Annotated in this window: 16 protein-coding genes, 5 tRNA genes, 2 rRNA genes and 2 pseudogenes (1 of these 25 cut by a window edge); 24 read left to right on the forward strand and 1 reads right to left on the reverse strand. The window is 62.8% G+C overall.

The genetic code is table 11. The features are described 5' to 3' along the window. From BA022_RS16665 to BA022_RS16785, 24 genes and pseudogenes are all read left to right on the forward strand, one after another. Positions 1–907, forward strand: a 23S ribosomal RNA gene (locus BA022_RS16665) (it extends 1,969 nt beyond the left edge of the window). Positions 908–1,027: 120 nt separating this feature from the next. After that, a 5S ribosomal RNA gene (gene rrf / locus BA022_RS16670) occupies positions 1,028–1,140 on the forward strand. Between the two features lie 377 nt (positions 1,141–1,517). Further along, positions 1,518–1,697 (forward strand): annotated as a pseudogene (locus tag BA022_RS16675) (transposase); the annotation flags it as partial. 295 nt (positions 1,698–1,992) lie between these two features. After that, a pseudogene (locus tag BA022_RS19515) lies at positions 1,993–3,061 on the forward strand (IS3 family transposase); the annotation flags it as partial. A 150-nt stretch (positions 3,062–3,211) separates the two neighbouring features. Continuing rightward, a tRNA-Tyr gene (locus BA022_RS16690) sits at positions 3,212–3,297 on the forward strand. 48 nt (positions 3,298–3,345) lie between these two features. Further along, positions 3,346–3,419, forward strand: a tRNA-Gly gene (locus BA022_RS16695). Between the two features lie 41 nt (positions 3,420–3,460). Continuing rightward, positions 3,461–3,535: transfer RNA gene (locus tag BA022_RS16700), tRNA-Thr, on the forward strand. Between the two features lie 75 nt (positions 3,536–3,610). Next, positions 3,611–4,801 (forward strand): elongation factor Tu, encoded by a 1,191-nt coding sequence (tuf, locus tag BA022_RS16705; RefSeq protein WP_011806991.1) that lies wholly within the window; start codon positions 3,611–3,613, stop codon positions 4,799–4,801. Positions 4,802–4,816: 15 nt separating this feature from the next. Beyond that, positions 4,817–4,892, forward strand: a tRNA-Trp gene (locus tag BA022_RS16710). A gap of 85 nt (positions 4,893–4,977) precedes the next feature. Then, positions 4,978–5,361: a preprotein translocase subunit SecE gene (secE, locus tag BA022_RS16715; RefSeq protein WP_015914495.1), complete on the forward strand. Its 384-nt coding sequence runs from the start codon at positions 4,978–4,980 to the stop codon at positions 5,359–5,361. Next, positions 5,361–5,951 (forward strand): transcription termination/antitermination protein NusG, encoded by a 591-nt coding sequence (nusG, locus tag BA022_RS16720; protein WP_015914494.1) that lies wholly within the window; start codon positions 5,361–5,363, stop codon positions 5,949–5,951. Before secE ends, nusG begins: the two co-directional genes overlap by 1 nt. A 109-nt stretch (positions 5,952–6,060) precedes the next feature. Next, positions 6,061–6,492: a 50S ribosomal protein L11 gene (gene rplK / locus BA022_RS16725; RefSeq protein ID WP_011806988.1), complete on the forward strand. Its 432-nt coding sequence runs from the start codon at positions 6,061–6,063 to the stop codon at positions 6,490–6,492. Beyond that, a complete protein-coding gene (gene rplA / locus BA022_RS16730; RefSeq protein ID WP_011806987.1) occupies positions 6,493–7,188 on the forward strand; it encodes a 50S ribosomal protein L1 in 696 nt (231 codons plus the stop codon). Between the two features lie 241 nt (positions 7,189–7,429). After that, positions 7,430–7,936, forward strand: a complete 507-nt coding sequence (gene rplJ / locus BA022_RS16735) for a 50S ribosomal protein L10 (protein WP_011806986.1) — start codon at positions 7,430–7,432, stop codon at positions 7,934–7,936. Positions 7,937–7,985: 49 nt separating this feature from the next. Beyond that, complete coding sequence (rplL, locus tag BA022_RS16740) at positions 7,986–8,366, forward strand: 50S ribosomal protein L7/L12 (RefSeq protein ID WP_015914493.1); 381 nt, start codon at positions 7,986–7,988, stop codon at positions 8,364–8,366. Positions 8,367–8,639: 273 nt separating this feature from the next. Continuing rightward, positions 8,640–12,764, forward strand: coding sequence for a DNA-directed RNA polymerase subunit beta (gene rpoB / locus BA022_RS16745; protein WP_088888203.1), 4,125 nt, complete (start codon positions 8,640–8,642; stop codon positions 12,762–12,764). A gap of 130 nt (positions 12,765–12,894) precedes the next feature. Continuing rightward, entirely contained in the window at positions 12,895–17,124 is a 4,230-nt protein-coding gene (rpoC, locus tag BA022_RS16750; protein ID WP_015914491.1) for a DNA-directed RNA polymerase subunit beta', read from the forward strand. A 146-nt stretch (positions 17,125–17,270) separates the two neighbouring features. Beyond that, positions 17,271–17,843 (forward strand): LemA family protein, encoded by a 573-nt coding sequence (locus BA022_RS16755; RefSeq protein ID WP_041838907.1) that lies wholly within the window; start codon positions 17,271–17,273, stop codon positions 17,841–17,843. Beyond that, on the forward strand, positions 17,840–19,213 hold the full coding sequence (gene rsmB, locus BA022_RS16760; protein ID WP_088888204.1) for a 16S rRNA (cytosine(967)-C(5))-methyltransferase RsmB: 1,374 nt from the start codon (positions 17,840–17,842) through the stop codon (positions 19,211–19,213). The genes BA022_RS16755 and rsmB overlap by 4 nt, the downstream gene beginning before the upstream one ends. Next, on the forward strand, positions 19,164–19,835 hold the full coding sequence (locus BA022_RS16765; protein WP_011806980.1) for a DUF4390 domain-containing protein: 672 nt from the start codon (positions 19,164–19,166) through the stop codon (positions 19,833–19,835). The genes rsmB and BA022_RS16765 overlap by 50 nt, the downstream gene beginning before the upstream one ends. Positions 19,836–19,927: 92 nt before the next feature. Further along, entirely contained in the window at positions 19,928–22,120 is a 2,193-nt protein-coding gene (locus BA022_RS16770) for a sensor histidine kinase (protein WP_376752780.1), read from the forward strand. Between the two features lie 36 nt (positions 22,121–22,156). Beyond that, entirely contained in the window at positions 22,157–22,855 is a 699-nt protein-coding gene (locus BA022_RS16775; protein WP_011806978.1) for a response regulator, read from the forward strand. Between the two features lie 63 nt (positions 22,856–22,918). After that, positions 22,919–22,994 (forward strand) — tRNA-Phe (locus tag BA022_RS16780). Between the two features lie 171 nt (positions 22,995–23,165). Further along, positions 23,166–24,521, forward strand: coding sequence for a tyrosine-type recombinase/integrase (locus tag BA022_RS16785; RefSeq protein WP_088888206.1), 1,356 nt, complete (start codon positions 23,166–23,168; stop codon positions 24,519–24,521). Here BA022_RS16785 and BA022_RS16790 read toward each other — a convergent pair. Further along, positions 24,505–24,750: a helix-turn-helix transcriptional regulator gene (locus BA022_RS16790; protein ID WP_088888207.1), complete on the reverse strand. Its 246-nt coding sequence runs from the start codon at positions 24,748–24,750 to the stop codon at positions 24,505–24,507. The genes BA022_RS16785 and BA022_RS16790 overlap by 17 nt on opposite strands. Positions 24,751–24,863: the final 113 nt, after the last annotated feature.

A 24,863-nucleotide genomic window follows, 5' to 3' on the forward strand; every position in this document is an offset into this window, starting at 1 on the left:
CTCCTGAGACTCAGCGAAGTTGAAATGTTTGTGATGATGCAATCTCCCCGCGGAAAGACGGAAAGACCCCATGAACCTTTACTGTAGCTTTGTATTGGACTTTGAACGGATCTGTGTAGGATAGGTGGGAGGCTTTGAAGTGAGGTCGCTAGATCTCATGGAGCCAACGTTGAAATACCACCCTGGTGCGTTTGAGGTTCTAACCTAGGTCCATTAGCTGGATCGGGGACAGTGCATGGTAGGCAGTTTGACTGGGGCGGTCTCCTCCCAAAGCGTAACGGAGGAGTTCGAAGGTACGCTAGTTACGGTCGGACATCGTGACGATAGTGCAATGGCATAAGCGTGCTTAACTGCGAGACTGACAAGTCGAGCAGATGCGAAAGCAGGACATAGTGATCCGGTGGTTCTGTATGGAAGGGCCATCGCTCAACGGATAAAAGGTACTCTGGGGATAACAGGCTGATACCGCCCAAGAGTTCATATCGACGGCGGTGTTTGGCACCTCGATGTCGGCTCATCTCATCCTGGGGCTGTAGTCGGTCCCAAGGGTATGGCTGTTCGCCATTTAAAGAGGTACGTGAGCTGGGTTTAAAACGTCGTGAGACAGTTTGGTCCCTATCTTCCGTGGGCGCTGCAGATTTGAGGAAGCCTGCTCCTAGTACGAGAGGACCGGAGTGGACACACCTCTGGTGTATCGGTTGTCACGCCAGTGGCATTGCCGAGTAGCTAAGTGTGGAAGAGATAACCGCTGAAAGCATCTAAGCGGGAAACTCGTTTCAAGATGAGATCTGCCGGGGCCTTGAGCCCCCTGAAGGGTCGTTGTAGACCACGACGTTGATAGGCTGGGTGTGGAAGTGCAGCAATGCATTAAGCTAACCAGTACTAATTGCCCGTGCGGCTTGACCCTATAACTTTGACTGCCAATCGCAGCTCAAGACTGTTATGCCAAGTACGCAATCAAATCCACGCTGATTCACAGACTCTATGAATTCGCTGTGCAGTCCTCACTGCTCAGCAACCCTTTATGCCTGATGACCATAGCAAGTTGGTCCCACTCCTTCCCATCCCGAACAGGACAGTGAAACGACTTCGCGCCGATGATAGTGCGGGTTCCCGTGTGAAAGTAGGTCATCGTCAGGCTCTTACAGCCCAAACCGCCCTCCCACTAACATAGTGGGAGGGCGTTTTGCTTTGGGCTTGAGCGGTCAACATCAGCTGGCGCACAGCATTCAACAACTCCCCTGTAGATCTGCAGCCAATTCGACCTGCCCCCCTTAGACGTGTTATTCGAAGAGTTGACGGTTTGGGCTGCTGCTGGTTTCAAAGACACCTTGTTAAGGCGGAAGTGAAACCGGAGGTGGTTCATGGAGACAAGAAGGACATTCAGCCGAGAGTTCAAGTTCAAGCGGTCAAGCTGGTCACGAGCGTGGTGTGGTTGTGGCCAGGTGACCGGCCCCCCATCAGTCGTACCAAGCTGAAGTTAGTGAAATCCGTTAACCACCAACAGAATGACGGACATGAAGAAGAACAGATTCACTGACGAGCAGATCATCGGATTCCTCAAGCAGGCTGAGGTCGGCATGCCGGTCAAGGAGTTGTGCCGACTGGGCGGCTTCAGCGATGTGACCTTCTACAAGTGGCGCGCCAAGTTCGGCGGCATGCAGGCCAGGCGCGAAGCGGTCGCCAGGATGGTCGAGCAACTGGCCATCAGCGAACGCCGCGCGCTATACAAGGTTGTCACGAATGAGCTACCCAGAGCCGCCCAGGATGAATGCCGCCATGGCCGAGCTGAGTACGCGCATCGTCGAGGTGGCCCATGAGTGCCGACGCTTATAAAGTCCCTGACGCAGGCCAGACAGGAGATCACCCGATGGCGGTGGGACTACAACGAGGTTCGCCCGCGCGCTGGCGATGTCATGCAATCACCGGAGATCAAGTAATCTCCAAAAACCTGGACCGCTACTTAACACTGCCACGTCTGAAGAGGGCCGGTCACAATCTACCAAAGAACTGGACATTCACGAAGACGTGATGCGCAAGTGGGTTCGTGAACTGCGAGACGAACCCCAGGAGGCCTTCCTTGGCAACGGCAAACTAAACCCAGACGCGGAAATAGCGCAGCTGCGCAAGAAAGTGGCTGAGCTCAAGATGGAGCGCGACATCCTAAAAAAACCTGGCCTACTTCGCGAAGGAGTCGATGTGAAGTTCGGCTTCGTGGCGAAACACCCAGGGGCCTGTCCGGTCGATCTGATGTGCGAGGCGCTCGGTGTCTCGCGGGGTGGCTTCTACGCGTGGCTCACACGGCCCAGGGGTTGGCGCAGCCTCATGATGAAGTGCTGGCGCGCAGGTCTACCAGAGCTTCGTACGCAGCGACCGCACCTATGGCGCAGGCCGTGTGTGGCACAAGGTGCTGGAGCAAGGTCAGGCCTGTGGTCTGCGCCGCATTGAACGGCTCATGCGCGAAAAGGCTTTACAAGCCAAACCCCAACGGCGTGGACCGTCTAAGGACCGTGGCGTGCGCAATGCCGTGACCAATAACGTACTGGACCGGCGGTTCCAGGCTGACTACCCGAACCAGAGGTGGGTAGCCGACTTTGCCTACATCTGGACGGCAGAAGGCTGGCTGTACGTAGCAGCGGTGCTGGACCTGTACTCGCGGCGCATTGTGGGTTCGTCTATGCAGGAGAGCATGTGTGGCGTCGGGCAAGTCGGTGGCCTTGCAGCATCACTCGGATCAGGGCAGCCAGCACACCAGCGAGCAGAGGCTGCTGGATGAACAGGCCATCACTTGCAGCATGAGCCGGGCCCGCGAGGTCTGGGACAACTCGGCCATGGAGAGCTTTTTTCGTTCTCTCAAGATCGAACGCATCGCCAGGAGGTGTACTGAACACGAACGCAGGCACGTTCAGATGTATTCGATTACATCGAGTGCTTCTACAACCCGACGCGCCAGCATTCGACGCTCGGCTATCTCAGTCCGTACGGTACGAGCAAACTCAAAAGGCTTAGGTTGGTGTCAACGGAACAGGCAGCAGCCCACTCAACCAACAGCCGCCCATGAGTCGCATCCTGGCCATGAGTAACCTCCTGGAACTCAACGGCTAGCTCGCCAAACCGTCGCCACCGACTACATAAAGATCCGCCACGACTAAAACAAAAAATAGTGACATCGGCGCAAGGACCAAAAAGGCTGTATACTTCTAAATTCTTCGGAGGGGTGCCCGAGTGGCTAAAGGGGGCAGACTGTAAATCTGTTGGCTTACGCCTACACTGGTTCGAATCCAGTCCCCTCCACCAGATTGTGGTTTGAAGGCGTTGGACCGTACTTGCGCGAAATTCGGTCTTGCGGGAGTAGTTCAATGGTAGAACCCTAGCCTTCCAAGCTAATGACGCGGGTTCGATTCCCGTCTCCCGCTCCACGGTTTGGATAGGTTGGTTAAGAGGAGTTTGACTCCTTGTTGCCCATGTGGCTCAGTGGTAGAGCACTCCCTTGGTAAGGGAGAGGTCGCGGGTCCGATTCCCGCCATGGGCACCACAGTTTCAGGTGCGTCTCCGTTTGGGGTGCATCAATATTTGTCGTGTTGGTGTAGATTTTTTCGGAGTCGAAAAGATGGCAAAAGGTAAGTTTGAACGTACCAAGCCCCACGTGAACGTGGGCACGATCGGTCACGTGGACCATGGCAAGACGACGCTGACGGCGGCCATCGCCACGGTGCTGTCCAAGAAGTTCGGCGGCGAAGCCAAGGGCTACGATCAGATCGACAACGCCCCTGAAGAAAAGGCGCGCGGCATCACGATCAATACCTCGCACGTGGAATACGAAACGGCCACCCGCCACTACGCCCACGTCGACTGCCCCGGCCACGCCGACTACGTCAAGAACATGATCACCGGCGCCGCTCAGATGGACGGCGCCATCCTGGTGTGCTCGGCCGCTGACGGCCCGATGCCCCAGACGCGCGAGCACATCCTGCTGGCCCGTCAGGTGGGCGTGCCCTACATCATCGTGTTCCTGAACAAGTGCGACATGGTCGACGACGAGGAACTGCTCGAGCTGGTCGAGATGGAAGTGCGCGAGCTGCTGGACAAGTACGACTTCCCCGGCGACGACACCCCCATCATCCGCGGCTCCGCCAAGCTGGCCCTGGAAGGTGACCAGTCCGACAAGGGCGAACCCGCCATCCTGCGCCTGGCCGAAGCCCTGGACACCTACATCCCCACGCCTGAGCGCGCCGTGGACGGCGCCTTCCTGATGCCCGTGGAAGACGTGTTCTCCATCTCCGGCCGCGGCACCGTGGTGACCGGCCGCGTCGAGCGCGGCATCATCAAGGTCGGCGAAGAAATCGAAATCGTCGGTATCCGCGACACGCAAAAGACCACCGTCACCGGCGTGGAAATGTTCCGCAAGCTGCTGGACCAGGGCCAGGCTGGCGACAACGTGGGCCTGCTGCTGCGCGGCACCAAGCGCGAAGACGTCGAGCGCGGCCAAGTGCTGTGCAAGCCCGGCTCCATCAAGCCCCACACCCACTTCACGGCTGAGGTGTACGTGCTGAGCAAGGACGAAGGCGGCCGTCACACGCCCTTCTTCAACAACTACCGTCCCCAGTTCTACTTCCGCACCACCGACGTGACCGGCTCCATCGAGCTGCCGGCCGACAAGGAAATGGTGATGCCCGGCGACAACGTGTCGATCACTGTGAAGCTGATCAACCCCATCGCCATGGAAGAAGGCCTGCGCTTCGCTATCCGCGAAGGCGGCCGTACCGTGGGCGCCGGCGTCGTTGCCAAGATCATTGCGTAATCTAGTGGGGATCGAAGGGGTATAGCTCAATTGGCAGAGCGTCGGTCTCCAAAACCGAAGGTTGTAGGTTCGATTCCTACTGCCCCTGCCACTTCAAGGTGGTAACAAAACAAGCCCGCCAGCCCCTGGCGGGCTTCGGCGTCTTGTAAGGCGCGATCAAATAGGCGAATTTATCTATGGCCACATCCCAGGTTGAGACGGTCACGACTGGTGCGGACAAGGCAAAGTTGTTCGCGGCAGTGGCGATTGTTCTCGCGTCCATTGCCGGTTTCTATTTGCTGGGTAAGCAAGGGCCCCTGATTCAATGGGGTGTGTTGCTGTTGGGGCTAGTGCTGGCTGTAGCGGTTTTTCTCGTTTCCGAGCACGGACGCCAGTTCGTCGGGTTTGCAAGCGATGCGTGGCGTGAGGTCAAGAAGGTCGTCTGGCCCACGCGCAAGGAAACGCTGCAAATGACGGGCTATGTGTTCGCTTTTGTGGTGGTGATGGCGCTGTTCCTTTGGTTCACGGACAAGACCTTGGAATGGGTTCTGTACGACTTGATCTTGGGCTGGAGGAAGTGATGGTGGATGCCGTGGACACGAATGGTGTGCAGCCTCCGGTGGATGTTGCGGTGAATCCAGATCTGCGCTGGTACATCGTTCATGCCTATTCTGGTATGGAGAAGGCGGTGGAGCGCAACATCCAGGAACGCATTGCGCGTGCCGGTATGCAGCAAAAGTTCGGCCGCATTCTGGTGCCCACTGAAGAAGTGGTGGAAATGAAGAATGGGCAGCGCAAGACTACCGAGCGTCGCCTTTTCCCTGGTTATGTGTTCGTCGAAATGGTGATGGACGATGACACCTGGCACTTGGTGAAGCACACCAGCAAAGTGACAGGATTCGTGGGCGGGGTGAAGAACCGCCCTGCGCCTATTTCCGAAGAAGAGGTGCAGAAGATTGTCAGCCAGATGCAGCAGGGAACGGACAAGCCGCGCCACAAGATCGAATTCATGGTGGGCGAGTTGGTGCGGGTCAAGGAAGGTCCGTTCACCGATTTCAACGGCTCCGTAGAAGAAGTGAATTACGAGAAGAACCGCTTGCGCGTTTCTGTGATGATCTTTGGCCGCTCCACCCCGGTGGAACTGGAATTTGCCCAGGTCGAAAAGACCTGAGCGTCAGTGAAGTATTCGCGCTTTTCGACTCGGTGCGATGAGAGAAGAGAGTCGGTAACCCCGGGGAGCCTGGTGAACGATCAGGCGTTAATACCCGCAAGGAGCAAACATGGCGAAAAAAATCGTCGGCTTCATCAAGCTGCAAGTGCCAGCTGGTAAGGCCAATCCCTCCCCTCCGATTGGTCCCGCGCTGGGCCAACGCGGTCTCAACATCATGGAGTTCTGCAAGGCGTTCAACGCGCAGACCCAAGGCGTCGAGCCTGGTCTGCCGCTGCCCGTGGTGATCACGGCTTTTGCAGACAAGAGCTTCACTTTCGTCATCAAGACGCCGCCCGCAACGGTGCTGATCAAGAAGGCGATCAAGCTGGACAAGGGCTCCTCCAATGCCTTGAGCACCAAGGTGGGCAAGATCACCCGTGCACAGCTCGAAGAGATCGCCAAGACCAAGCTCAAGGACATGAATGCTGCTAGCGTTGACGCGGCAGTGCGCACGCTGGCTGGTTCTGCTCGCTCGATGGGCGTGACGGTGGAGGGTCTGTAAATGGCAAAGCTGACCAAGAAGCAAAAGGCCCTGCAGGGCAAGGTGGACTCTACCAAGCTGTACGCTTTCGCTGAGGCGGTGGCTCTGGTGAAGGAAGCCGCTACTGCCAAGTTCGACGAATCCATCGATGTTGCTGTGCAACTCGGCGTGGATGCCAAGAAGTCGGACCAAGTGGTGCGTGGTGCCGTGGTGCTGCCGAATGGCACGGGCAAGACGACGCGCGTTGCCGTGTTCGCCCAAGGCGCCAAGGCAGAAGAAGCCAAGGCCGCAGGTGCCGACATCGTGGGCATGGACGACTTGGCCGCTCAGGTCAAGGCTGGAGATATGCCATTCGATGTGGTGATCGCTGCTCCCGATGCCATGCGCGTCGTGGGTACGCTGGGCCAGATCCTGGGCCCCCGCGGTCTGATGCCGAACCCCAAGGTAGGCACGGTGACGCCGGATGTGGCGACGGCCGTGAAGAACGCCAAGGCGGGTCAGGTGCAGTTCCGTGTCGACAAGGCCGGTATCGTGCACAGCACCATTGGCCGTCGGTCGTTCGACAACGACAAGTTGCAGGGCAACCTGGCAGCTCTGATCGAAGCGCTGAACAAGGCCAAGCCTGCGACCAGCAAGGGCGTGTACCTGCGCAAGGTAGCCGTGTCGTCCACGATGGGCGTCGGCGTCCGCGTGGATACGCAGACCATCGCAGCGTAATTGCGAAATCTTCAGGCGTGGTGCCCATGAGGGCGGCAGGTCTGATGTGGTGGGCTGACAGCTCCTTTGAGGGCTGGCAGGCCATCCAAGACCGTTGGTGTGCAAGGTGCACTTAAACCTTTCGAGGCCAACGCAGATGGCGATCCCGCTGCAGATGGAATGCATGTTCCAAAACAGTTGGTCGCTGCAACAAGAGCGCGCACGGAGGCTTGTCCGAAGTGCGCATATGAAGGAGTAGACCTTGAGTCTTAATCGCAGTGAGAAAGAAGCGGTCATCAATGAAGTGACCAGCCTCGCCGCTAAAGCTCAAACGCTCGTGATCGCGGAATACCGTGGCATCACGGTGGCCGACATGACCAAACTGCGCGTGGAAGCTCGCAGCAAGGGTGTGAGCCTGAGTGTTCTGAAGAACACCCTGGCCCGCCGTGCTGTGGCTGGCAGCCAGTTTGACGTGGTGGCCGACCAGATGACCGGTCCTCTGATCTATGGCTTCTCCGAAGACGCTGTGGCCGCCGCCAAGGTGGTGGCCGATTTCGCGAAAACCAACGACAAGCTGGTGATTCGCGGCGGCGCTTTCGCAGGCAAGGCCCTGGACGTGAACGGCGTGAAGCAACTGGCCAACATTCCTACCAAGGAAGTGCTGCTGGCCCAGCTGTGTGGCTTGCTGATGTCGCCGATCTCCCGCACCGCCGTGGTGCTGGGTGCCCTGGCGGCCAAAAAAGGCGAAGGCGAGCCTGCTGCTGCCTGAGGCAGCGTGGCAATCGTCCCCCCTCTCAACCAATTGTTAGGAAATCAAAATGGCATTCGATAAAGACGCATTCTTGACCGCGCTGGACAGCATGACGGTCCTGGAACTCAATGACCTGGTGAAGGCCATTGAAGAGAAGTTCGGCGTGAGCGCTGCCGCTATGGCTGCTCCCGCTGCTGGCGGCGCTGCCGGCGGCGGTGCTGCAGCTGCTGAAGAAAAGACCGAGTTCAACGTGGTGCTGGCTGACGCCGGCGCCAACAAGGTGGCGGTCATCAAGGCAGTGCGCGAAATCACCGGTCTGGGCCTCAAGGAAGCCAAGGACCTGGTGGACGGCGCTCCCAAGAACGTCAAGGAAGGCATTGCCAAGGCTGACGCCGAAGCTGCCGTCAAGAAGCTGGTGGAAGCCGGCGCCAAGGCCGAACTCAAGTAATCGACCTTGTCTCCTGGGCTGGGGGTCTTGCGAAAGGCCTCCAGCCTTTGGTGCTTATGGGACGCACTTTAGAGCGCACCAGAAAGCGGCCCCCGTGGACTGTTTTCTAGTGTCTTCTGAACCATCCGACAGCAGAAGACGCCTTGGTTCGGGCGATGTGCAACGCATCGCCGTCCGCCATGGTTGGTAGTGGCCAACCGCCAAGCCTGCAAGGTGGCCGCCTTGCAGGGCAGTCGTCGAAGATCCCATTCCATGTCCTTGCCCGGAGATCTCATGGCCCAAACATCCACGTACAGTTATACCGAACGCAAGCGCATTCGCAAGAGCTTCGGTAGCCGCGACAGTGTGCTCAAGGTCCCGTACCTGCTGCAGATGCAGCGGGATGCCTATACCGCGTTCCTGCAGGCCGACACGGCCCCGCAAAAACGCAGCATCGAAGGTTTGCAGGCTGCGTTCAATTCTGCGTTCCCCATCGTCTCCCACAACGGTTTCGTGGAGATGAAGTTCGTTGAATACAACCTGGCCAAGCCGGCATTCGACGTGCGCGAATGCCAGACCCGTGGCTTGACTTTTGCATCGGCCGTGCGTGCCAAGGTGCAGTTGATCATCTACGACCGCGAGTCCTCGACCTCGCAGTCCAAGGTGGTCAAGGAAGTGAAGGAGCAGGAGGTCTACATGGGCGAAGTGCCCCTGATGACCGATAAGGGCTCCTTCATCATCAACGGCACCGAGCGCGTGATCGTCTCCCAGCTGCACCGCTCGCCCGGCGTGTTCTTCGAGCACGACAAGGGCAAGACGCACAGCTCTGGCAAGTTGCTGTTCTCTGCGCGCATCATCCCCTACCGCGGCTCCTGGCTGGACTTCGAATTCGATCCGAAGGACATCCTGTACTTCCGCGTGGACCGTCGCCGCAAGATGCCGGTCACGATCCTGCTCAAGGCCATCGGCCTGAACCCCGAGTCCATCCTGGCGAACTTCTTCGTCAACGACAACTTCCGCCTGATGGACAGCGGTGCTCAGCTGGAGTTCGTGCCCGAGCGTCTGCGTGGCGAGGTGGCGCGCTTCGACATCACCGACAAGGCCGGCAAGGTGATTGTGGCCAAGGACAAGCGCGTGACGGCGCGCCACACGCGTGAGCTGGAGCAGTCCGGCACAACGCACATCAGCGTGCCTGAGGACTTCCTCATCGGCCGCGTGGTGGCCCGCAACATCGTGGACGGCGACACCGGCGAGATCCTGGCCAAGGCCAACGAAGAGCTGACCGAGGCGTTGCTCAAGAAGCTGCGCGCTGCTGGCGTGCAGGACCTGCAGGTCATCTACACCAACGAACTTGACCAAGGCGCCTACATTTCGCAGACGCTGCGCATCGACGAAACCGTGGATGAATTCGCCGCGCGCGTGGCCATCTACCGCATGATGCGCCCCGGCGAGCCGCCGACCGAGGATGCCGTGCAGGCCCTGTTCCAGCGCCTGTTCTACAACCCCGACACGTACGACCTGTCGCGCGTGGGCCGCATGAAGTTCAACGCCAAGATCGGCCGCGACGAAGCCACCGGCCCGATGGTGCTGTCCAACGACGACATCCTGGCCGTGGTCAAAATCCTGGTGGACCTGCGCAACGGCAAGGGCGAGGTGGACGACATTGACCACCTGGGCAACCGCCGCGTGCGCTGCGTGGGTGAACTGGCCGAAAACCAGTACCGCACGGGCCTGGCACGTATCGAAAAGGCCGTGAAGGAGCGCCTGGGCCAGGCCGAGCAAGAGCCGCTGATGCCGCATGACCTGATCAACTCTAAGCCGATTTCCGCGGCGCTCAAGGAGTTCTTCGGTGCGTCCCAGCTGTCGCAGTTCATGGACCAGACCAACCCGCTGGCCGAGATCACGCACAAGCGCCGTGTTTCGGCCCTGGGCCCGGGCGGTCTGACCCGCGAGCGTGCCGGCTTCGAGGTGCGCGACGTGCACGTGACCCACTACGGCCGCGTGTGCCCGATCGAGACGCCTGAAGGTCCGAACATCGGTCTGATCAACTCGCTGGCCCTGTACGCGCGCCTGAACGAGTACGGCTTCATCGAGACTCCGTACCGCCGCGTGGTGGACGGCAAGGTCACGATGGAAATCGACTACCTGTCGGCCATCGAAGAAGGCAAGTACATCATCGCCCAGGCCAACGCCACGCTGGATGCCGAAGGGCGTCTGACGGGCGACCTGGTGTCGGCGCGCGAGAAGGGTGAATCGACCCTGGTGTCCGCCGACCGTGTGCAGTACATGGACGTGTCGCCTGCGCAGATCGTGTCGGTGGCGGCTTCGCTCGTTCCGTTCCTGGAGCACGACGACGCGAACCGCGCGCTGATGGGCGCCAACATGTCGCGCCAGGCCGTGCCCGTGCTGCGTCCCGAGAAGCCCATGGTGGGCACGGGTATCGAGCGCGTGGCGGCCGTGGACTCCGGCACGGTGGTGACGGCCAACCGCGGCGGCGTGGTGGACTATGTGGACGCCACCCGTATCGTGGTGCGTGTGAACGACGACGAAGCCGTGGCCGGTGAAGTCGGCGTGGACATCTACAACCTCATCAAGTACCAGCGCTCTAACCAGAACACCAACATCCACCAGCGCCCCATCGTCAAGAAGGGCGACAAGCTGGCCAAGGGTGACGTGATTGCCGACGGCGCTTCGACCGACCTGGGCGAGATCGCCATCGGCCAGAACATGCTGATCGCGTTCATGCCCTGGAACGGCTACAACTTCGAGGACTCGATCCTGATCAGCGAGCGCGTGGTGGCCGAAGACCGCTACACCTCGATCCACATCGAGGAGTTGGTGGTGATGGCCCGCGACACGAAGCTGGGCGCGGAAGAAATCACCCGCGACATCCCGAACCTGTCCGAGCAGCAGCTGAACCGTCTGGACGAGTCCGGCATCATCTACGTGGGCGCCGAAGTGCAGCCCGGCGACACGCTGGTCGGCAAGGTCACGCCCAAGGGCGAAACCACCCTCACGCCTGAAGAGAAACTGCTGCGCGCCATCTTCGGCGAGAAGGCGTCCGATGTGAAGGACACCTCGCTGCGCGTGGACCAGGGCTCGCAGGGCACGGTGATCGACGTGCAGGTGTTCACCCGTGAAGGCATCCAGCGCGACAAGCGCGCCCAGCAGATCATCGACGATGAACTCAAGCGCTTCCGCCTGGACCTGAACGACCAGTTGCGCATCGTAGAGGCCGACGCGTTCGACCGTATCGAGAAGCTGCTGACCGGCCGCGTGGCCAACGGCGGCCCGCAAAAACTCGCCAAGGGTACGAAGATCGACAAGGCCTACCTGGCCTCGGTGGAGAAGTTCCACTGGTTCGACATCCGCCCCGCCGAGGAAGAGGTCGCCACGCAGCTGGAGTCCATCAAGAACGCGCTGGAGCAGACCCGCCACAGCTTCGACCTGGCCTTTGAAGAAAAGCGCAAGAAGCTCACCCAAGGCGACGAACTGCCCGCGGGCGTGCTGAAGATGGTCAAGGTGTACCTGGCCGTCAAGCGCCGCCTGCAGCCTGGCGACAAGATGGCCGGCCGCCACGGCAACAAGGGCGTGGTGTCCAAGATCGTTCCGGTCGAAGACATGCCCTACATGGCCGACGGCACCCCCGCCGACATCGTGCTCAACCCGCTGGGCGTGCCTTCGCGGATGAACATCGGCCAGGTGCTGGAAGTCCATCTGGGCTGGGCCGGCAAGGGCATGGGCCAGCGCATCGGCGACATGCTGCAGCGCGAGGCCAAGACGGCTGAGCTGCGCAAGTTCCTGGAAGAGATCTACAACTCGCGCGGTCGCAAGGAAGACCTGTCCCAGCTGAGCGACGACGAAATCCTGGCCATGGCGCGCGAGCTGACCTCGGGTGTTCCCTTCGCATCGCCCGTGTTCGACGGCGCGTCCGAAGAGGAAATCAAGGACATGCTCAAGTTGGCCTACCCGGACGACCTCGCCCAGGCCAAGGGCCTGACCGAGACGCGCACGCAGGCGTACCTGTACGACGGTCGCACGGGCGAGCGTTTCGAGCGCCCGACGACCGTGGGCTACATGCACTACCTGAAGCTGCACCACTTGGTGGACGACAAGATGCACGCCCGCTCGACCGGTCCGTACTCGCTCGTCACGCAGCAACCGCTGGGCGGCAAGGCGCAGTTCGGTGGCCAGCGCTTCGGGGAGATGGAAGTGTGGGCGCTGGAAGCCTACGGCGCCGCCTACGTGCTGCAGGAAATGCTGACGGTGAAGTCCGACGACGTGCAGGGCCGTACCAAGGTGTACGAGAACATCGTCAAGGGCGAACACGCGATCGAAGCCGGCATGCCGGAGTCGTTCAACGTGCTGGTCAAGGAAATCCGTTCGCTGGGCCTGGACATCGAGTTGGAACGTTCCTGAGCAGGATCGAGTTTTTAAAAAAGTGAGCGGCTGGCGCTCACCTCGTCTGGGTTTGCAAATGTTTTGTGCTGCAAATCCTTATGTGGCAAGCGCCAGCAGCTATGTTTTTAGGTGAAAAGGAAAGAGTCACATGAAATCGCTACTCGACCTGTTCAAGCAATTCACGCCCGATGAGCATTTCGATGCCATCAAGATCGGCATGGCTTCGCCCGAGAAGATCCGTTCGTGGTCTTTCGGCGAAGTGAAGAAGCCCGAAACCATCAACTACCGCACGTTCAAGCCCGAGCGCGACGGCCTGTTCTGCGCCAAGATTTTCGGGCCCATCAAGGACTACGAATGCCTGTGCGGCAAGTACAAGCGCCTGAAGCACCGCGGCGTGATCTGCGAAAAGTGCGGCGTTGAAGTCACGCAGACCAAGGTGCGCCGCGAGCGCATGGGCCACATCGACCTGGCCGCGCCCTGCGCCCACATCTGGTTCCTGAAGTCGCTGCCTTCGCGCCTGGGCCTGGTGCTGGACATGACGCTGCGCGACATCGAGCGCGTGCTGTACTTCGAAGCCTACGTGGTCACCGACCCCGGCATGACCCCGCTGAAGAAGTTCGGCATCATGTCCGAGGACGACTACGACGCCAAGCGCAAGGAATACGGCGACGAGTTCGTCGCCAAGATGGGCGCCGAGGGCATCAAGGAGCTGCTGGAAGGCATCGACATCGAGATCGAGATCGAGAAGCTGCGCGGCGACCTGACGGGCTCCGAAGTCAAGGTCAAGAAGAACGCCAAGCGCCTGAAGGTGCTGGAGGCCTTCAAGAAGTCCGGCATCAAGCCCGAGTGGATGATCCTGGAAGTGCTGCCCGTGCTGCCGCCGGACCTGCGTCCGCTGGTGCCGCTGGACGGTGGCCGCTTCGCCACGTCGGACCTGAACGACCTGTACCGCCGCGTCATCAACCGCAACTCGCGCCTGCGCCGCCTGCTGGAGCTGAAGGCGCCCGAGATCATCGCGCGCAACGAAAAGCGCATGCTGCAGGAAGCCGTGGACAGCCTGCTGGACAATGGCCGCCGCGGCAAGGCGATGACGGGCGCCAACAAGCGTGCCCTGAAGTCGCTGGCCGACATGATCAAGGGCAAGTCGGGCCGCTTCCGCCAGAACCTGCTGGGCAAGCGTGTGGACTACTCGGGCCGTTCCGTGATCACCGTGGGTCCGACGCTCAAGCTGCACCAGTGCGGCCTGCCCAAGCTGATGGCCCTGGAGCTGTTCAAGCCCTTCATCTTCTCGCGCCTGGAGGCCATGGGCATTGCCACGACCATCAAGGCCGCCAAGAAGGAAGTGGAAGCCGGCACGCCCGTGGTGTGGGACATCCTGGAAGAGGTCATCAAGGAACACCCGGTGATGCTCAACCGTGCGCCCACGCTGCACCGCCTGGGCATCCAGGCGTTCGAGCCCATCCTGATCGAAGGCAAGGCCATCCAGCTGCACCCGCTGGTCTGCGCCGCGTTCAACGCCGACTTCGACGGTGACCAGATGGCCGTGCACGTGCCGCTGTCGGTGGAAGCGCAGCTGGAAGCCCGCACGCTGATGCTGGCCTCCAACAACGTGCTGTTCCCCGCGTCCGGCGAGCCCTCCATCGTGCCCTCGCAGGACGTGGTGCTGGGCCTGTACCACGCCACCCGCGAGAAGATCAACGGCAAGGGCGAAGGCCTGGTGTTCGCCGACACCGGCGAAGTCCAGCGCGCGCTGGATGCCGGCGAGGCCGAGCTGCACGCCAAGATCAGCGTGCGCCTGACCGAGTGGACCAAGGACAAGGCGACGGGTGAGTTCGTGCCCGAGACCAAGCTCGTGGACACCACCGTGGGCCGTGCGCTGCTGTCGGAAATCCTGCCCAAGGGCCTGCCCTTCAGCAACCTGAACAAGGCGCTGAAGAAGAAGGAAATCTCCAAGCTCATCAACGCGTCGTTCCGCAAGTGCGGCCTGAAGGACACCGTGGTGTTCGCCGACAAGCTGCTGCAAAACGGCTTCCGCCTGGCCACGCACGCGGGCTTCTCCGTGGCGATCGACGACATGCTGGTGCCGCCGCAGAAGGCCGAGATCCTGGCCCGCGCCGAAGCCGAGGTGAAGGAGATCGAGCAGCAGTACGTCTCCGGTCTGGTGACGGCCGGCGAGCGCTACAACAAGGTGGTGGACATCTGGGGCAAGGCCGGCGACGACGTGTCCAAGGTGATGATGGATCAGCTCAAGGTCCAGAAGACCATCGACCGCAACGGCAAGGAAGTGAACGAGGAATCGTTCAATGCCATCTACATGATGGCCGACTCCGGCGCCCGCGGCTCGGCGGCCCAGATCCGTCAGCTGGCCGGTATGCGCGGCCTGATGGCCAAGCCCGATGGCTCGATCATCGAGACGCCTATCACCGCGAACTTCCGCGAAGGCCTGAACGTGTTGCAGTACTTCATCTCCACCCACGGTGCCCGTAAGGGCCTGGCGGATACGGCGTTGAAGACCGCGAACTCGGGCTACCTGACCCGTCGCCTGGTGGATGTGACGCAGGACCTGGTGGTGACCGAGGACGACTGCGGCACCTCGAATGGTTCGCTGATGCGCGCCATCGTCGAGGGCGGTGAAGTCATCGAGTCCCTGCGCGACCGTATCCTGGGCCGTACCGCGGCCGAGGAAGTGCTGCACCCCGAAACGCGTGCCGTGCTGGCGCAGCCGGGTCGGATGCTCGATGAAGACCTGATTGAAGAGCTCGAAGCCGCAGGCGTGGACGAAGTGAAGGTGCGTACCGCGCTGACCTGCGAAACCCGCTACGGCCTGTGCGCCAAGTGCTACGGCCGCGACCTGGGCCGCGGCGGCCTGATCAACCTCGGCGAAGCCGTGGGCGTGATCGCCGCGCAGTCCATCGGCGAGCCCGGCACGCAGCTGACCATGCGTACGTTCCACATCGGTGGTGCGGCATCGCGTGCGGCGGTGGCGTCCAGTGTGGAAGCCAAGTCCAACGGCATCATCGGCTTCAACGCCACGATGCGCTACGTGACCAACACCAAGGGCGAGCTGGTGGTGATTGCGCGCTCGGGTGAAATCATCATCCAGGACGAGCACGGCCGCGAGCGCGAGCGCCACAAGGTGCCGTACGGCGCGACGCTGACGGTGAAGGCCGACCAGACCATCAAGGCCGGCACCATCCTCGCCAACTGGGACCCGCTGACGCGCCCGATCATCACCGAGTACGCAGGTACGGTGAAGTTCGAGAACGTCGAGGAAGGCCTCACGGTGGCCAAGCAGGTGGACGAGGTCACGGGCCTGTCCACGCTGGTGGTGATCGACCCCAAGCGCCGCGGCTCTGCCAAGGTGGTGCGTCCGCAGGTGAAGCTGGTGGACGCCGATGGCAAGGAGGTGAAGATCCCCGGTACCGACCACTCGGTGACGATCGGCTTCCAGGTCGGCGCGCTGATCCAGGTGCGCGACGGCCAGGAAGTGGGCCCCGGCGAAGTGCTGGCCCGCATCCCGATGGAAGGCCAGAAGACCCGCGACATTACCGGCGGTCTGCCCCGCGTGGCCGAGCTCTTTGAAGCCCGCAGCCCCAAGGACAAGGGCATGCTGGCCGAGATGACCGGCACGATCTCCTTCGGCAAGGAAACCAAGGGCAAGGTGCGCCTGCAGATCACCGATCCGGACGGCAAGGTCTGGGACGAGCTGGTGCCCAAGGAAAAGAACGTGCTGGTCCACGAAGGCCAGGTGGTCAACAAGGGCGAGCTGATCGTCGACGGCCCGGCCGATCCGCAGGACATCCTGCGCCTGCTGGGCATCGAGGAGCTGTCGCGCTACATCGTTGACGAAGTGCAGGACGTGTACCGCTTGCAGGGTGTGAAGATCAACGACAAGCACATCGAGGTGATCGTGCGCCAGATGCTGCGCCGCGTCGTGGTCGAGAACCCGGGCGAGTCCACCTACATCGCCGGCGAGCAGGTGGAGCGTTCCGAGATCCTCAACACCAACGAGGCGCTGCAGGCCGAAGGCAAGCTCCCTGCCACGTACTCCAACGTGCTGCTGGGCATCACCAAGGCGTCGCTGTCCACCGACTCGTTCATCTCCGCCGCGTCGTTCCAGGAAACGACCCGCGTGCTCACCGAGGCTGCCATCATGGGCAAGCGCGACGAGCTGCGCGGCCTGAAGGAGAACGTGATCGTGGGCCGTCTGATCCCCGCCGGCACGGGCTTGGCTTACCACCAGGCGCGCAAGGCCAAGGACGCCATGGACGAGGCCGAGCGCCGCGCCATCGCAGATGCCGAAGCCGCCGAGCTGGCCTCTGCCGGCACCGACGACGCAGCCGCCGAGATCGACGGCAGCGCCGACACGGCTGATTAAGCCGTTGCCAGTCCCGCCTCTCGCATGCGGGTACTGAACGCTCCCGGCTTGCCCATCCGGCAGGCCGGGAGTTTCTTTTTTGTCGTGTTACCAATCCCTCGGTTGGCAGGGGCCGTGCCCGCTGGCGCGAAGCCCCGGCTGTGAACATGTTGACCACCTGGATACTTCTCGCCCTGTTCCTGTTCTGGGCCGTGGGCGCCTACAACCGGCTCATCCGCCTGCGATCCGCGGCGCTGCAGGCCTTTGGCGGGCTGGACACCCACATGGTGCGCTGGATTGCCCTGCTGGGTGAGTACGAGGCTGCGCACGGTGCGCCTGGCGCGGTCCAGGCCATCGTGGGCGACGAACCGGCGCCGGCGGCGGGCGCGCATGACGCCCATGCCGCCCTTTGGGCCGCGGCCACGCAACTCGGCGCCTCGCTGGCAGTAGCGCGCGCGCGCCCGCTGGACAGCGGCGCCGCCGCCGCCCTGGCGGCCGCATCGCAGGTGCTGGAGAACGCCTGGCAGACCGTTGTGCGCGAAGCCGCGCAGGTGAGCGAAGGTGTGGCACCCCCTGCACTCGCCCCATGGGTGGTGCGGCGCGAACAGGTGGCGCTGCACAGCGACGAGGCGCGCCGCCTGTTCAACGATGCCGTGGCTCAGTACAACCATGCCATCGCCCAGTTTCCCGCCAGCCTGCTGGCGTGGCTGTTCGGCTTCAAGAAGGCGCAGACGCTGTGAACAAGCCTACTTCTATCCCGCCGCAGGGAACTCCCTCGGTCGCGTTGAGCCAGTTGCTGGACGCCACCGCCTTGGCGCTGCAGGCGGTGCGCGCAGGGCAGTCGGGCACCGTGGCGCTGGAGACCACGGCTGCCGCGCTGCGCCCCGGCGTGCAGGCGCTGTTGTTCCAGGTGCTGCGCCACCTGGGGCGCGCACAGGCCTTGCGCCGCCAGCTGGCACCCCGCAACCCACCGCCGCGGGTGGATGCGCTGCTGTGCACCGCCCTGGCACTGGCCTGGGACCCGCAGACTGCTCCCTACGCGCCGTTCACCCTGGTCAACCAGGCGGTCGAGGCCGCCAAGCGCCACCCCGCGACGCGGGCGCAGGCGTCTTTCGTCAACGCCTGCCTGCGGCGCTTCCTGCGTGAGCGCGACACGCTGGTGGCCGCCACGCAGGGCGACGAGGTCGCCGTGTGGAACCACCCCACATGGTGGATCCAGCGCCTGCGCCGCGACCACCCCGATCAGTGGCAGCAGATCCTGCAGGCGAACAATGCGCCCGCGCCCATGGCGCTGCGGATTTCTAAGTCAAAAAGCACTCCGGCGCTTTACCAGCAAGCGTTAGAAGCTATCAATATTGAAGCGATGGCGGTAGGCCCCGAAGGGCTGGCGCTGGCACGCCCCGTGCCGGTGCAGCAACTGCCTGGCTTTGCAGAGGGTGTTGTCTCGGTGCAGGATGCCGCCGCGCAGATGGCGGCGCCGCTGCTGCTCAACGGGCTGGACGCCGCGCAGCCGCTGCGCTTATTGGATGCCTGCGCCGCCCCCGGCGGCAAGACCGCCCATTTGCTGGAATGGGCCGCCGCACTGCGGGCCCCTTGGCGGGTCACCGCGTTGGAGGTGGATGCGGCACGCGCCGAGCGCATCCATGACAACCTGCATCGCCTGGGGCTGAGTGCCCAGGTGCTGGTGGCCGATGCCGCCGTGCCCGCCGACTGGTGGCAGCAGGCCAGCGGTGGTGAGCCGTTCGACGCGATCTTGCTCGACGCGCCCTGTACCGCCTCGGGCATCGTGCGCCGCCACCCCGACGTGCGCTGGCTGCGGCGCGAGAGCGACGTGGCCCAGCTGGCCGCGCAGCAGTCGCGTCTGCTGGCGGCGCTGTGGCCGCTGCTGCGCCCTGGCGGGCGGCTGCTGTATTGCACCTGTTCGGTGTTCCGGGCCGAGGGCGACGGGCAGATCGCAGCGTTTCTTGCGCACAACACTGACGCACGCCTGCTGCCGTCGCCGGGCCATTTATTCCCCGGCAGCCCAGACAAGCGCGACGGGCTCCGTGACAATGGGCCGGGTGAACACGACGGTTTCTTTTACGCCCTGTTGCACAAGGCCCCCGCCTGAACGTGCCGGTCTGCGCAGGCCGGGCTGGCTGTGGGCCGCGCTGGTTTGTCTGCTGGCGCTGTGGATCGCGGCCATTCCCGCCGCCCACGCCCAACAGCACGGCGAGATTGTTGAACTGCAACTCGACCCGCTGCCCGAGGGACTGTATCTGTCGGCCACGCTGCAGCTGGAACTCCCCGAACTCGTCAAGGATGCGCTCTACAAGGGCATTTCCGTGTTCTTCATCACCGAGGCCGAGGTGGTGCGCCAGCGCTGGTACTGGTCCGACAAAGTGGTGGCGCAGGCCAGCCGTTTTCTGCGGTTGAGCTACCAGCCCCTTACGCGGCGCTGGCGTGTGGTGCAGTCGTCCACGCCCTTTGCACCGTCGGGCCTGGGCGTGTCGCTGGGCCAGAATTTCGACACGCTGCAGGATGCGCTGGCATCGATGCAGCGCATCGCGCGCTGGAAGATCGCCGACGAGGGGCAGGTTGATGAAGGCGTGACCTACGTCATGAACTTCCAGTTCCGGCTGGATACCTCGCAGTTGCCCCGGCCCTTGCAGATCGGTGCGGTGGGCCGCTCGGGCTGGAACATGGTGCTTGCGCGCAGCGTGCCGCTGAGCGTGGTGGAGGCTGCGCGGTGAAAGCGGGCGATCCGCGTCCCGCGGGTTCGGCCCGCCGCGCAGAGACACGCGCACGCGCCGTGCGATGGGCGCTGGGCCTCGGCACGGGGCTGATGTGCGCCATCGCATTGGTACTGCTGTTCCTGCTGACGCTGGCCACCAACAACCGTGACCTGTACGAACGCAACTTCGCCTGGCTGCTGGGCGTGAACGTACTGGTGGCGCTGGTGCTGCTGGCCGTGTTGGTCTGGGGCGCGCTGCGCCTGGTGGTGCGCCTGAGGCGGGGGCGCTTCGGCAGCCGGCTGCTGCTCAAGCTCGCGGGCATCTTCGGGCTGGTGGGCGTGATCCCCGGGCTGCTGATCTACGTGGTGTCCTACCAGTTCGTCTCGCGTTCCATCGAGAGCTGGTTCGACGTCAAGGTCGAGGGCGCGCTGACCGCCGGTGTGAGCCTGGCGCGCGTCACGCTCGACACCATTGCCAGCGACCTGGCCTCCAAGACGCGCACCGCCAGCAGCCAGCTGGCCCAGGTGCCCGACGCGGCCGCGGGCCTGGTGCTGGAGCGCATGCGGGACCAGTTGGGGGCCACCGACCTCGTGCTGTGGAACGCCGCGGGCCAGCCCGTCGCCGGCACCGGGCAATCGCGCTACATGCTCAACCCCGAGCGGCCAAGCGCGCAGCAGTTCCGTATGGCGCGGCAAGACCGCGTCACCTTCCAGATCGAGGGCCTGGACGACATCACCGACCCGCTGGCCGCGGAGAACGCGCGCGTGCGCGCGCTGGTGCTGGTGGCCAACCCCGGCGTGGGTCTGCTGGCCGAGCCGCGCTTCGTGCAGGCTACCGTGCCCTTGCCCCAGGCGCTGGTCGCCAACGCCATTGCGGTGCAGGAAGCAAACCGCGAATACCAGGAACGCGCGCTGGCGCGCGGCGGGCTGCGGCGCATGTACATCGGCACGCTGACGCTGAGCCTGTTCCTTGCCGTCTTTGGCGCGGTGCTGCTCGCCGTGGTGCTGGGCAACCAGCTTGCGCGGCCCCTGCTGGTGCTGGCCGACGGCGTGCGCGAGGTGGCGGCAGGCAACCTGTCGCCCAAGGCCGCGCTGCAGACCAAGGACGAGCTGGGCGGGCTGACGCGCTCTTTTGCCCTGATGACGCAGCAGCTTGCGGACGCCCGCGGCACGGTCGAGCAAAGCCTGAACGCGCTGGATGCCGCGCGCGGGCACCTGCAGACCATCCTGGACAACCTCACGTCGGGAGTCATCGTGCTGGATGAAAAAGGCATCGTCCAGTCGTCCAACCCTGGTGCGACCCGTGTCCTGCGCGCGCCACTGGCGGCCTATGAAGGACGGCCGCTGGCTGAGGTGCCGGGGCTGGCGGATTTCGCGGCGGCCGTGCAGCGGCACTTCGATACCTTTTTGCTGGATCGTGACCACCACGGTCTGGACCACTGGCAGCAGACCTTTGAGCTGCACGCGGCGGGCGGTGGCGTCACCACGCAAGGCACCAGCCTGGTGGCGCGCGGTGCGCAACTGCCCAACGAGGCGCGGCTGCTGGTGTTCGACGACATCTCCGAAATCGTCTCCGCGCAGCGCGCCCAGGCGTGGGGCGAGGTCGCTCGGCGTTTGGCGCACGAGATCAAGAACCCGCTGACGCCGATCCAGCTCTCGGCCGAGCGTCTGGAGATCAAGCTCTCGGGCAAGCTGCCTGCGGCAGAGCAGGCCGTGCTGACCAAGTCGGTGAAGACCATCGTGGACCAGGTGGATGCGATGAAACGGCTGGTCAATGAATTCCGCGACTACGCGCGCCTGCCGTCTGCGGAGCTGCACACGCTGGACCTGAACGCACTGGTTGCCGATGTGCTGCATTTGTATGGCGCCGAGACTGCGCAGGTGCCAGTCGAGGCCGAGTTGGACCCGCGCTGCCCCATGATCTCGGGCGATGCCCAGCAATTGCGCCAAGTGGTGCACAACCTACTGCAGAACGCTCAGGACGCGACACAGCAGGCGGCCGAGCAGGGGGGCGTTCCACCGCCGCCCGTACGCATCAGCACACGCTGGAGTGCATCCGCGCAACGTGTGCGGCTGACGGTGTCGGACTGCGGGCCGGGCTTTCCTCCACACATCCTGCAGCGCGCCTTCGAGCCCTACGTCACGACCAAGCCGCGGGGCACCGGGCTGGGACTGGCCGTCGTCAAAAAAATCGCGGATGAACATCGCGCGCGGATCGATCTGGTCAACCGCGTGGAAGACGGCGTGGTGAAGGGCGCACAAGTGTCGCTATCATTCGCCCCTGAATCGGCGGTGGCGCTCTAACAACACCGCACGTGCAGCAAGGGTGCATTTACACACATGGCAAATATTCTGGTGGTCGACGACGAACTGGGGATCCGGGACCTGTTGTCAGAAATTCTGAACGACGAGGGGCATAGCGTCGACCTTGCCGAGAACGCCACGCAGGCCCGCAACGCGCGCTTGAATGGCAGCTATGACCTGGTGCTGCTGGATATCTGGATGCCCGATACCGACGGGGTATCGCTGCTCAAGGAATGGGCCATGGCCGGCACGCTGACCATGCCAGTGATCATGATGAGCGGCCACGCCACCATCGACACGGCCGTGGAAGCCACGCGCATCGGTGCCTTCTCCTTTCTCGAGAAGCCCATCACCATGCAGAAGCTGCTCAAGGCAGTGGAGCAGGGCCTGGCACGCAGTACGGCGCAGCCACCAGCAAGCGCTGCCGCGCCGGCCCAGACCAATACCGCACCTGCACCCGCAACAACCGGCGCCATTGCCAATGGCGCGCCGGCTCCTGCGCCTGTTGTTGCAGTGATGGAGCAGGCGCCCATGTCCCACCAGGGCTTCAATCTCGACCGACCCTTGCGTGAGGCGCGCGACGGTTTTGAGAAAGCCTACTTTGAATTCCATCTCGCCCGCGAAGGCGGCTCGATGACACGCGTCGCCGAAAAAACAGGATTGGAGCGCACACATCTTTACCGCAAGCTGCGCCAATTGGGGGTGGACCTCGGGCGCAACAAACGCAACGCGTGAATTGGCAAAAATTTTGCAGCTTGGTGTCATGCATCGATTTCTCGGGCTATAATTCAAGGCTCAGGCCCGGTAGCTCAGTTGGTAGAGCAGAGGATTGAAAATCCTTGTGTCGGCGGTTCGATTCCGTCCCAGGCCACCATCTTCCTTTCTCAGACGATCCCAAGTCAGCTCAGAAGTCCTTGTAAATCAAGGACTTAGCCCGAAAAGGCGGCTCAAGCGGTATCGCTGAATCCCACAAAGTCCTGTTCTTGCGTGTACCCAACGGTGTACCCCAGACTGCTTTTCAATCGCAGTCGATTTTGGGTACACCATGGGGCAACTCAACGAGCTTCAGATCAAGGCGGCAGCGCCGCGTGACAAGGAATATCTGCTGGCGGACGGCGAAGGTCTCTACCTTCGCGTGCGGCCGACCGGCAAGGTGTGGGTCTATCGCTACAAGCAGCACGGCAAGGAAGCCAAGCTCAGCATCGGGCACTACCCGGTGGTGACGCTTGCGGCGGCGCGCAAGAAGGCGCGCGCCGAAGCCGAGAAGCGAGCCGATGGCGTCGATCCACGGGAGGCGCGGCGCGTGGAGGAGGAGCGCGATCGAGTTGCCCGCCTCAATACCTTTGAACGGACCGCCCGCGCTTGGCATGCGCAGGCGCGGAAGGACCGCGAATGGTCGGCCAGCTATGCTGAGAAGGTGATGCGCCACCTGGAGCTGCACATCTTCCCGTGGATCGGTGCGCTGGCCATGGAAACCATCGTGCCGACCGAGGTGGTCCGGTGCCTGCACCGCATCAAGGAGCGTGGCAATCTGGAGACGGCGCAGCGCGTGCGCGAAGCGGTGCAGCACGTGTTCCAGTACGCCGTCGACGTGGGCACGCTGGATCCGGCCAGGAACTTCGTGAACAACCGCACCGGCGGTCTGCCGCCGCCCCGGGCTCGCCACTACGCCGCCATCACGGACCCGCAGAAGCTCGGCCAGTTGCTTCGGGACATGCGGGCCTACAACGGCAATATCATCACGCGCGCGGCCCTGCAGCTCTCGCCCTTGCTGTTCCAGCGGCCAGGCCAGCTGCGGCTGGCGCATTGGGAAGATGTTGACCTCGACCAAGCGCTGTGGCGCTGCCCGCCGGAGAAGATGAAGCTGCGGGAGTGGAAGAAGCGCGACATGCGCACCCCGGCTCACCTCGTGCCGCTGCCGACGCAGGCGGTGGAAATCCTGCGCGACATCCATCCTCTGACCGGCCCCAGTGGGCCGATCTTTCGCAGCATGGCGAAGCGCTCCGAGAAGACGCGCTACATGAGTGACAACACCGTCAACAGCGCCCTGCGCACGTTGGGCTACGACACGAAGGAGCAGATCACCGGCCACGGCTTCCGCGCCACCGCGCGGACCCTGATCCGGGAGCTGTTGGGGTGGGACCGTGAAGTGATTGAGCGGCACCTGGCTCACGTGTCCGATGAGGAACTGGGCGGCAGTTACGACCGTACGACGCACTTCGAGCAGCGCCGCAGGATGATCCAAGTCTGGGCCGACCTGCTCGACGATCTCGCTGAAGGCAAGGCTGTTGAGCCGGCACGCGATATGCGCAGCTTTGATGCTGCGCGGCCGACATCGCGGATGGGGGCGGGCTCTGCCGCAGGTGTTGGTAACGAGCAAGGGTTCAGGGCTGCGGCGTAACAGACCTTCGGTAGCCTTCCGGATCGTCGATCCATGCCTGAAGTTCTGCGCTTTGCCATGCGGGGGCCCGACCTCCCAGGTGAACGGGGCTGGGGAAGCGGCCCTCCGAAATGCGGCGATAGATCGTCGAACGACTGAGTGCTGAAATGCGCATCACGTCGTGCAGACGGTAGAAGGCGGGCGGTGCTTTCGACAGGCTGAGGTTGGGCAAGGCTCGATGGAAAAGCATGGAACGTCCTTCTCTTGAGCGATGTCGGAAGGATGCGTCCGAGGGCGATTCGCGCAAACCCAGGACAGCGCAATCTGTCGCACTGCATCAAATCGGGGCCGAATCCGTCGACA

Source organism: Diaphorobacter nitroreducens, from assembly GCF_002214645.1.
GTDB classification, from domain to species: domain Bacteria; phylum Pseudomonadota; class Gammaproteobacteria; order Burkholderiales; family Burkholderiaceae_C; genus Diaphorobacter; species Diaphorobacter nitroreducens.

Excerpts from the sequence above, each read along its gene's own strand:
- tuf (WP_011806991.1), top strand. The coding sequence starts at position 3,611 with ATGGCAAAAGGTAAGTTTGAACGTACCAAGCCCCACGTGAACGTGGGC.
- secE (WP_015914495.1), top strand. The coding sequence starts at position 4,978 with ATGGCCACATCCCAGGTTGAGACGGTCACGACTGGTGCGGACAAGGCA.
- nusG (WP_015914494.1), top strand. The coding sequence starts at position 5,361 with ATGGTGGATGCCGTGGACACGAATGGTGTGCAGCCTCCGGTGGATGTT.
- rplK (WP_011806988.1), top strand. The coding sequence starts at position 6,061 with ATGGCGAAAAAAATCGTCGGCTTCATCAAGCTGCAAGTGCCAGCTGGT.
- rplA (WP_011806987.1), top strand. The coding sequence starts at position 6,493 with ATGGCAAAGCTGACCAAGAAGCAAAAGGCCCTGCAGGGCAAGGTGGAC.
- rplL (WP_015914493.1), top strand. The coding sequence starts at position 7,986 with ATGGCATTCGATAAAGACGCATTCTTGACCGCGCTGGACAGCATGACG.
- rpoB (WP_088888203.1), top strand. The coding sequence starts at position 8,640 with ATGGCCCAAACATCCACGTACAGTTATACCGAACGCAAGCGCATTCGC.
- rpoC (WP_015914491.1), top strand. The coding sequence starts at position 12,895 with ATGAAATCGCTACTCGACCTGTTCAAGCAATTCACGCCCGATGAGCAT.
- BA022_RS16755 (WP_041838907.1), top strand. The coding sequence starts at position 17,271 with ATGTTGACCACCTGGATACTTCTCGCCCTGTTCCTGTTCTGGGCCGTG.
- BA022_RS16770 (WP_376752780.1), top strand. The coding sequence starts at position 19,928 with ATGTGCGCCATCGCATTGGTACTGCTGTTCCTGCTGACGCTGGCCACC.
- BA022_RS16775 (WP_011806978.1), top strand. The coding sequence starts at position 22,157 with ATGGCAAATATTCTGGTGGTCGACGACGAACTGGGGATCCGGGACCTG.
- BA022_RS16785 (WP_088888206.1), top strand. The coding sequence starts at position 23,166 with ATGGGGCAACTCAACGAGCTTCAGATCAAGGCGGCAGCGCCGCGTGAC.
- BA022_RS16790 (WP_088888207.1), bottom strand. The coding sequence starts at position 24,750 with ATGCTTTTCCATCGAGCCTTGCCCAACCTCAGCCTGTCGAAAGCACCG.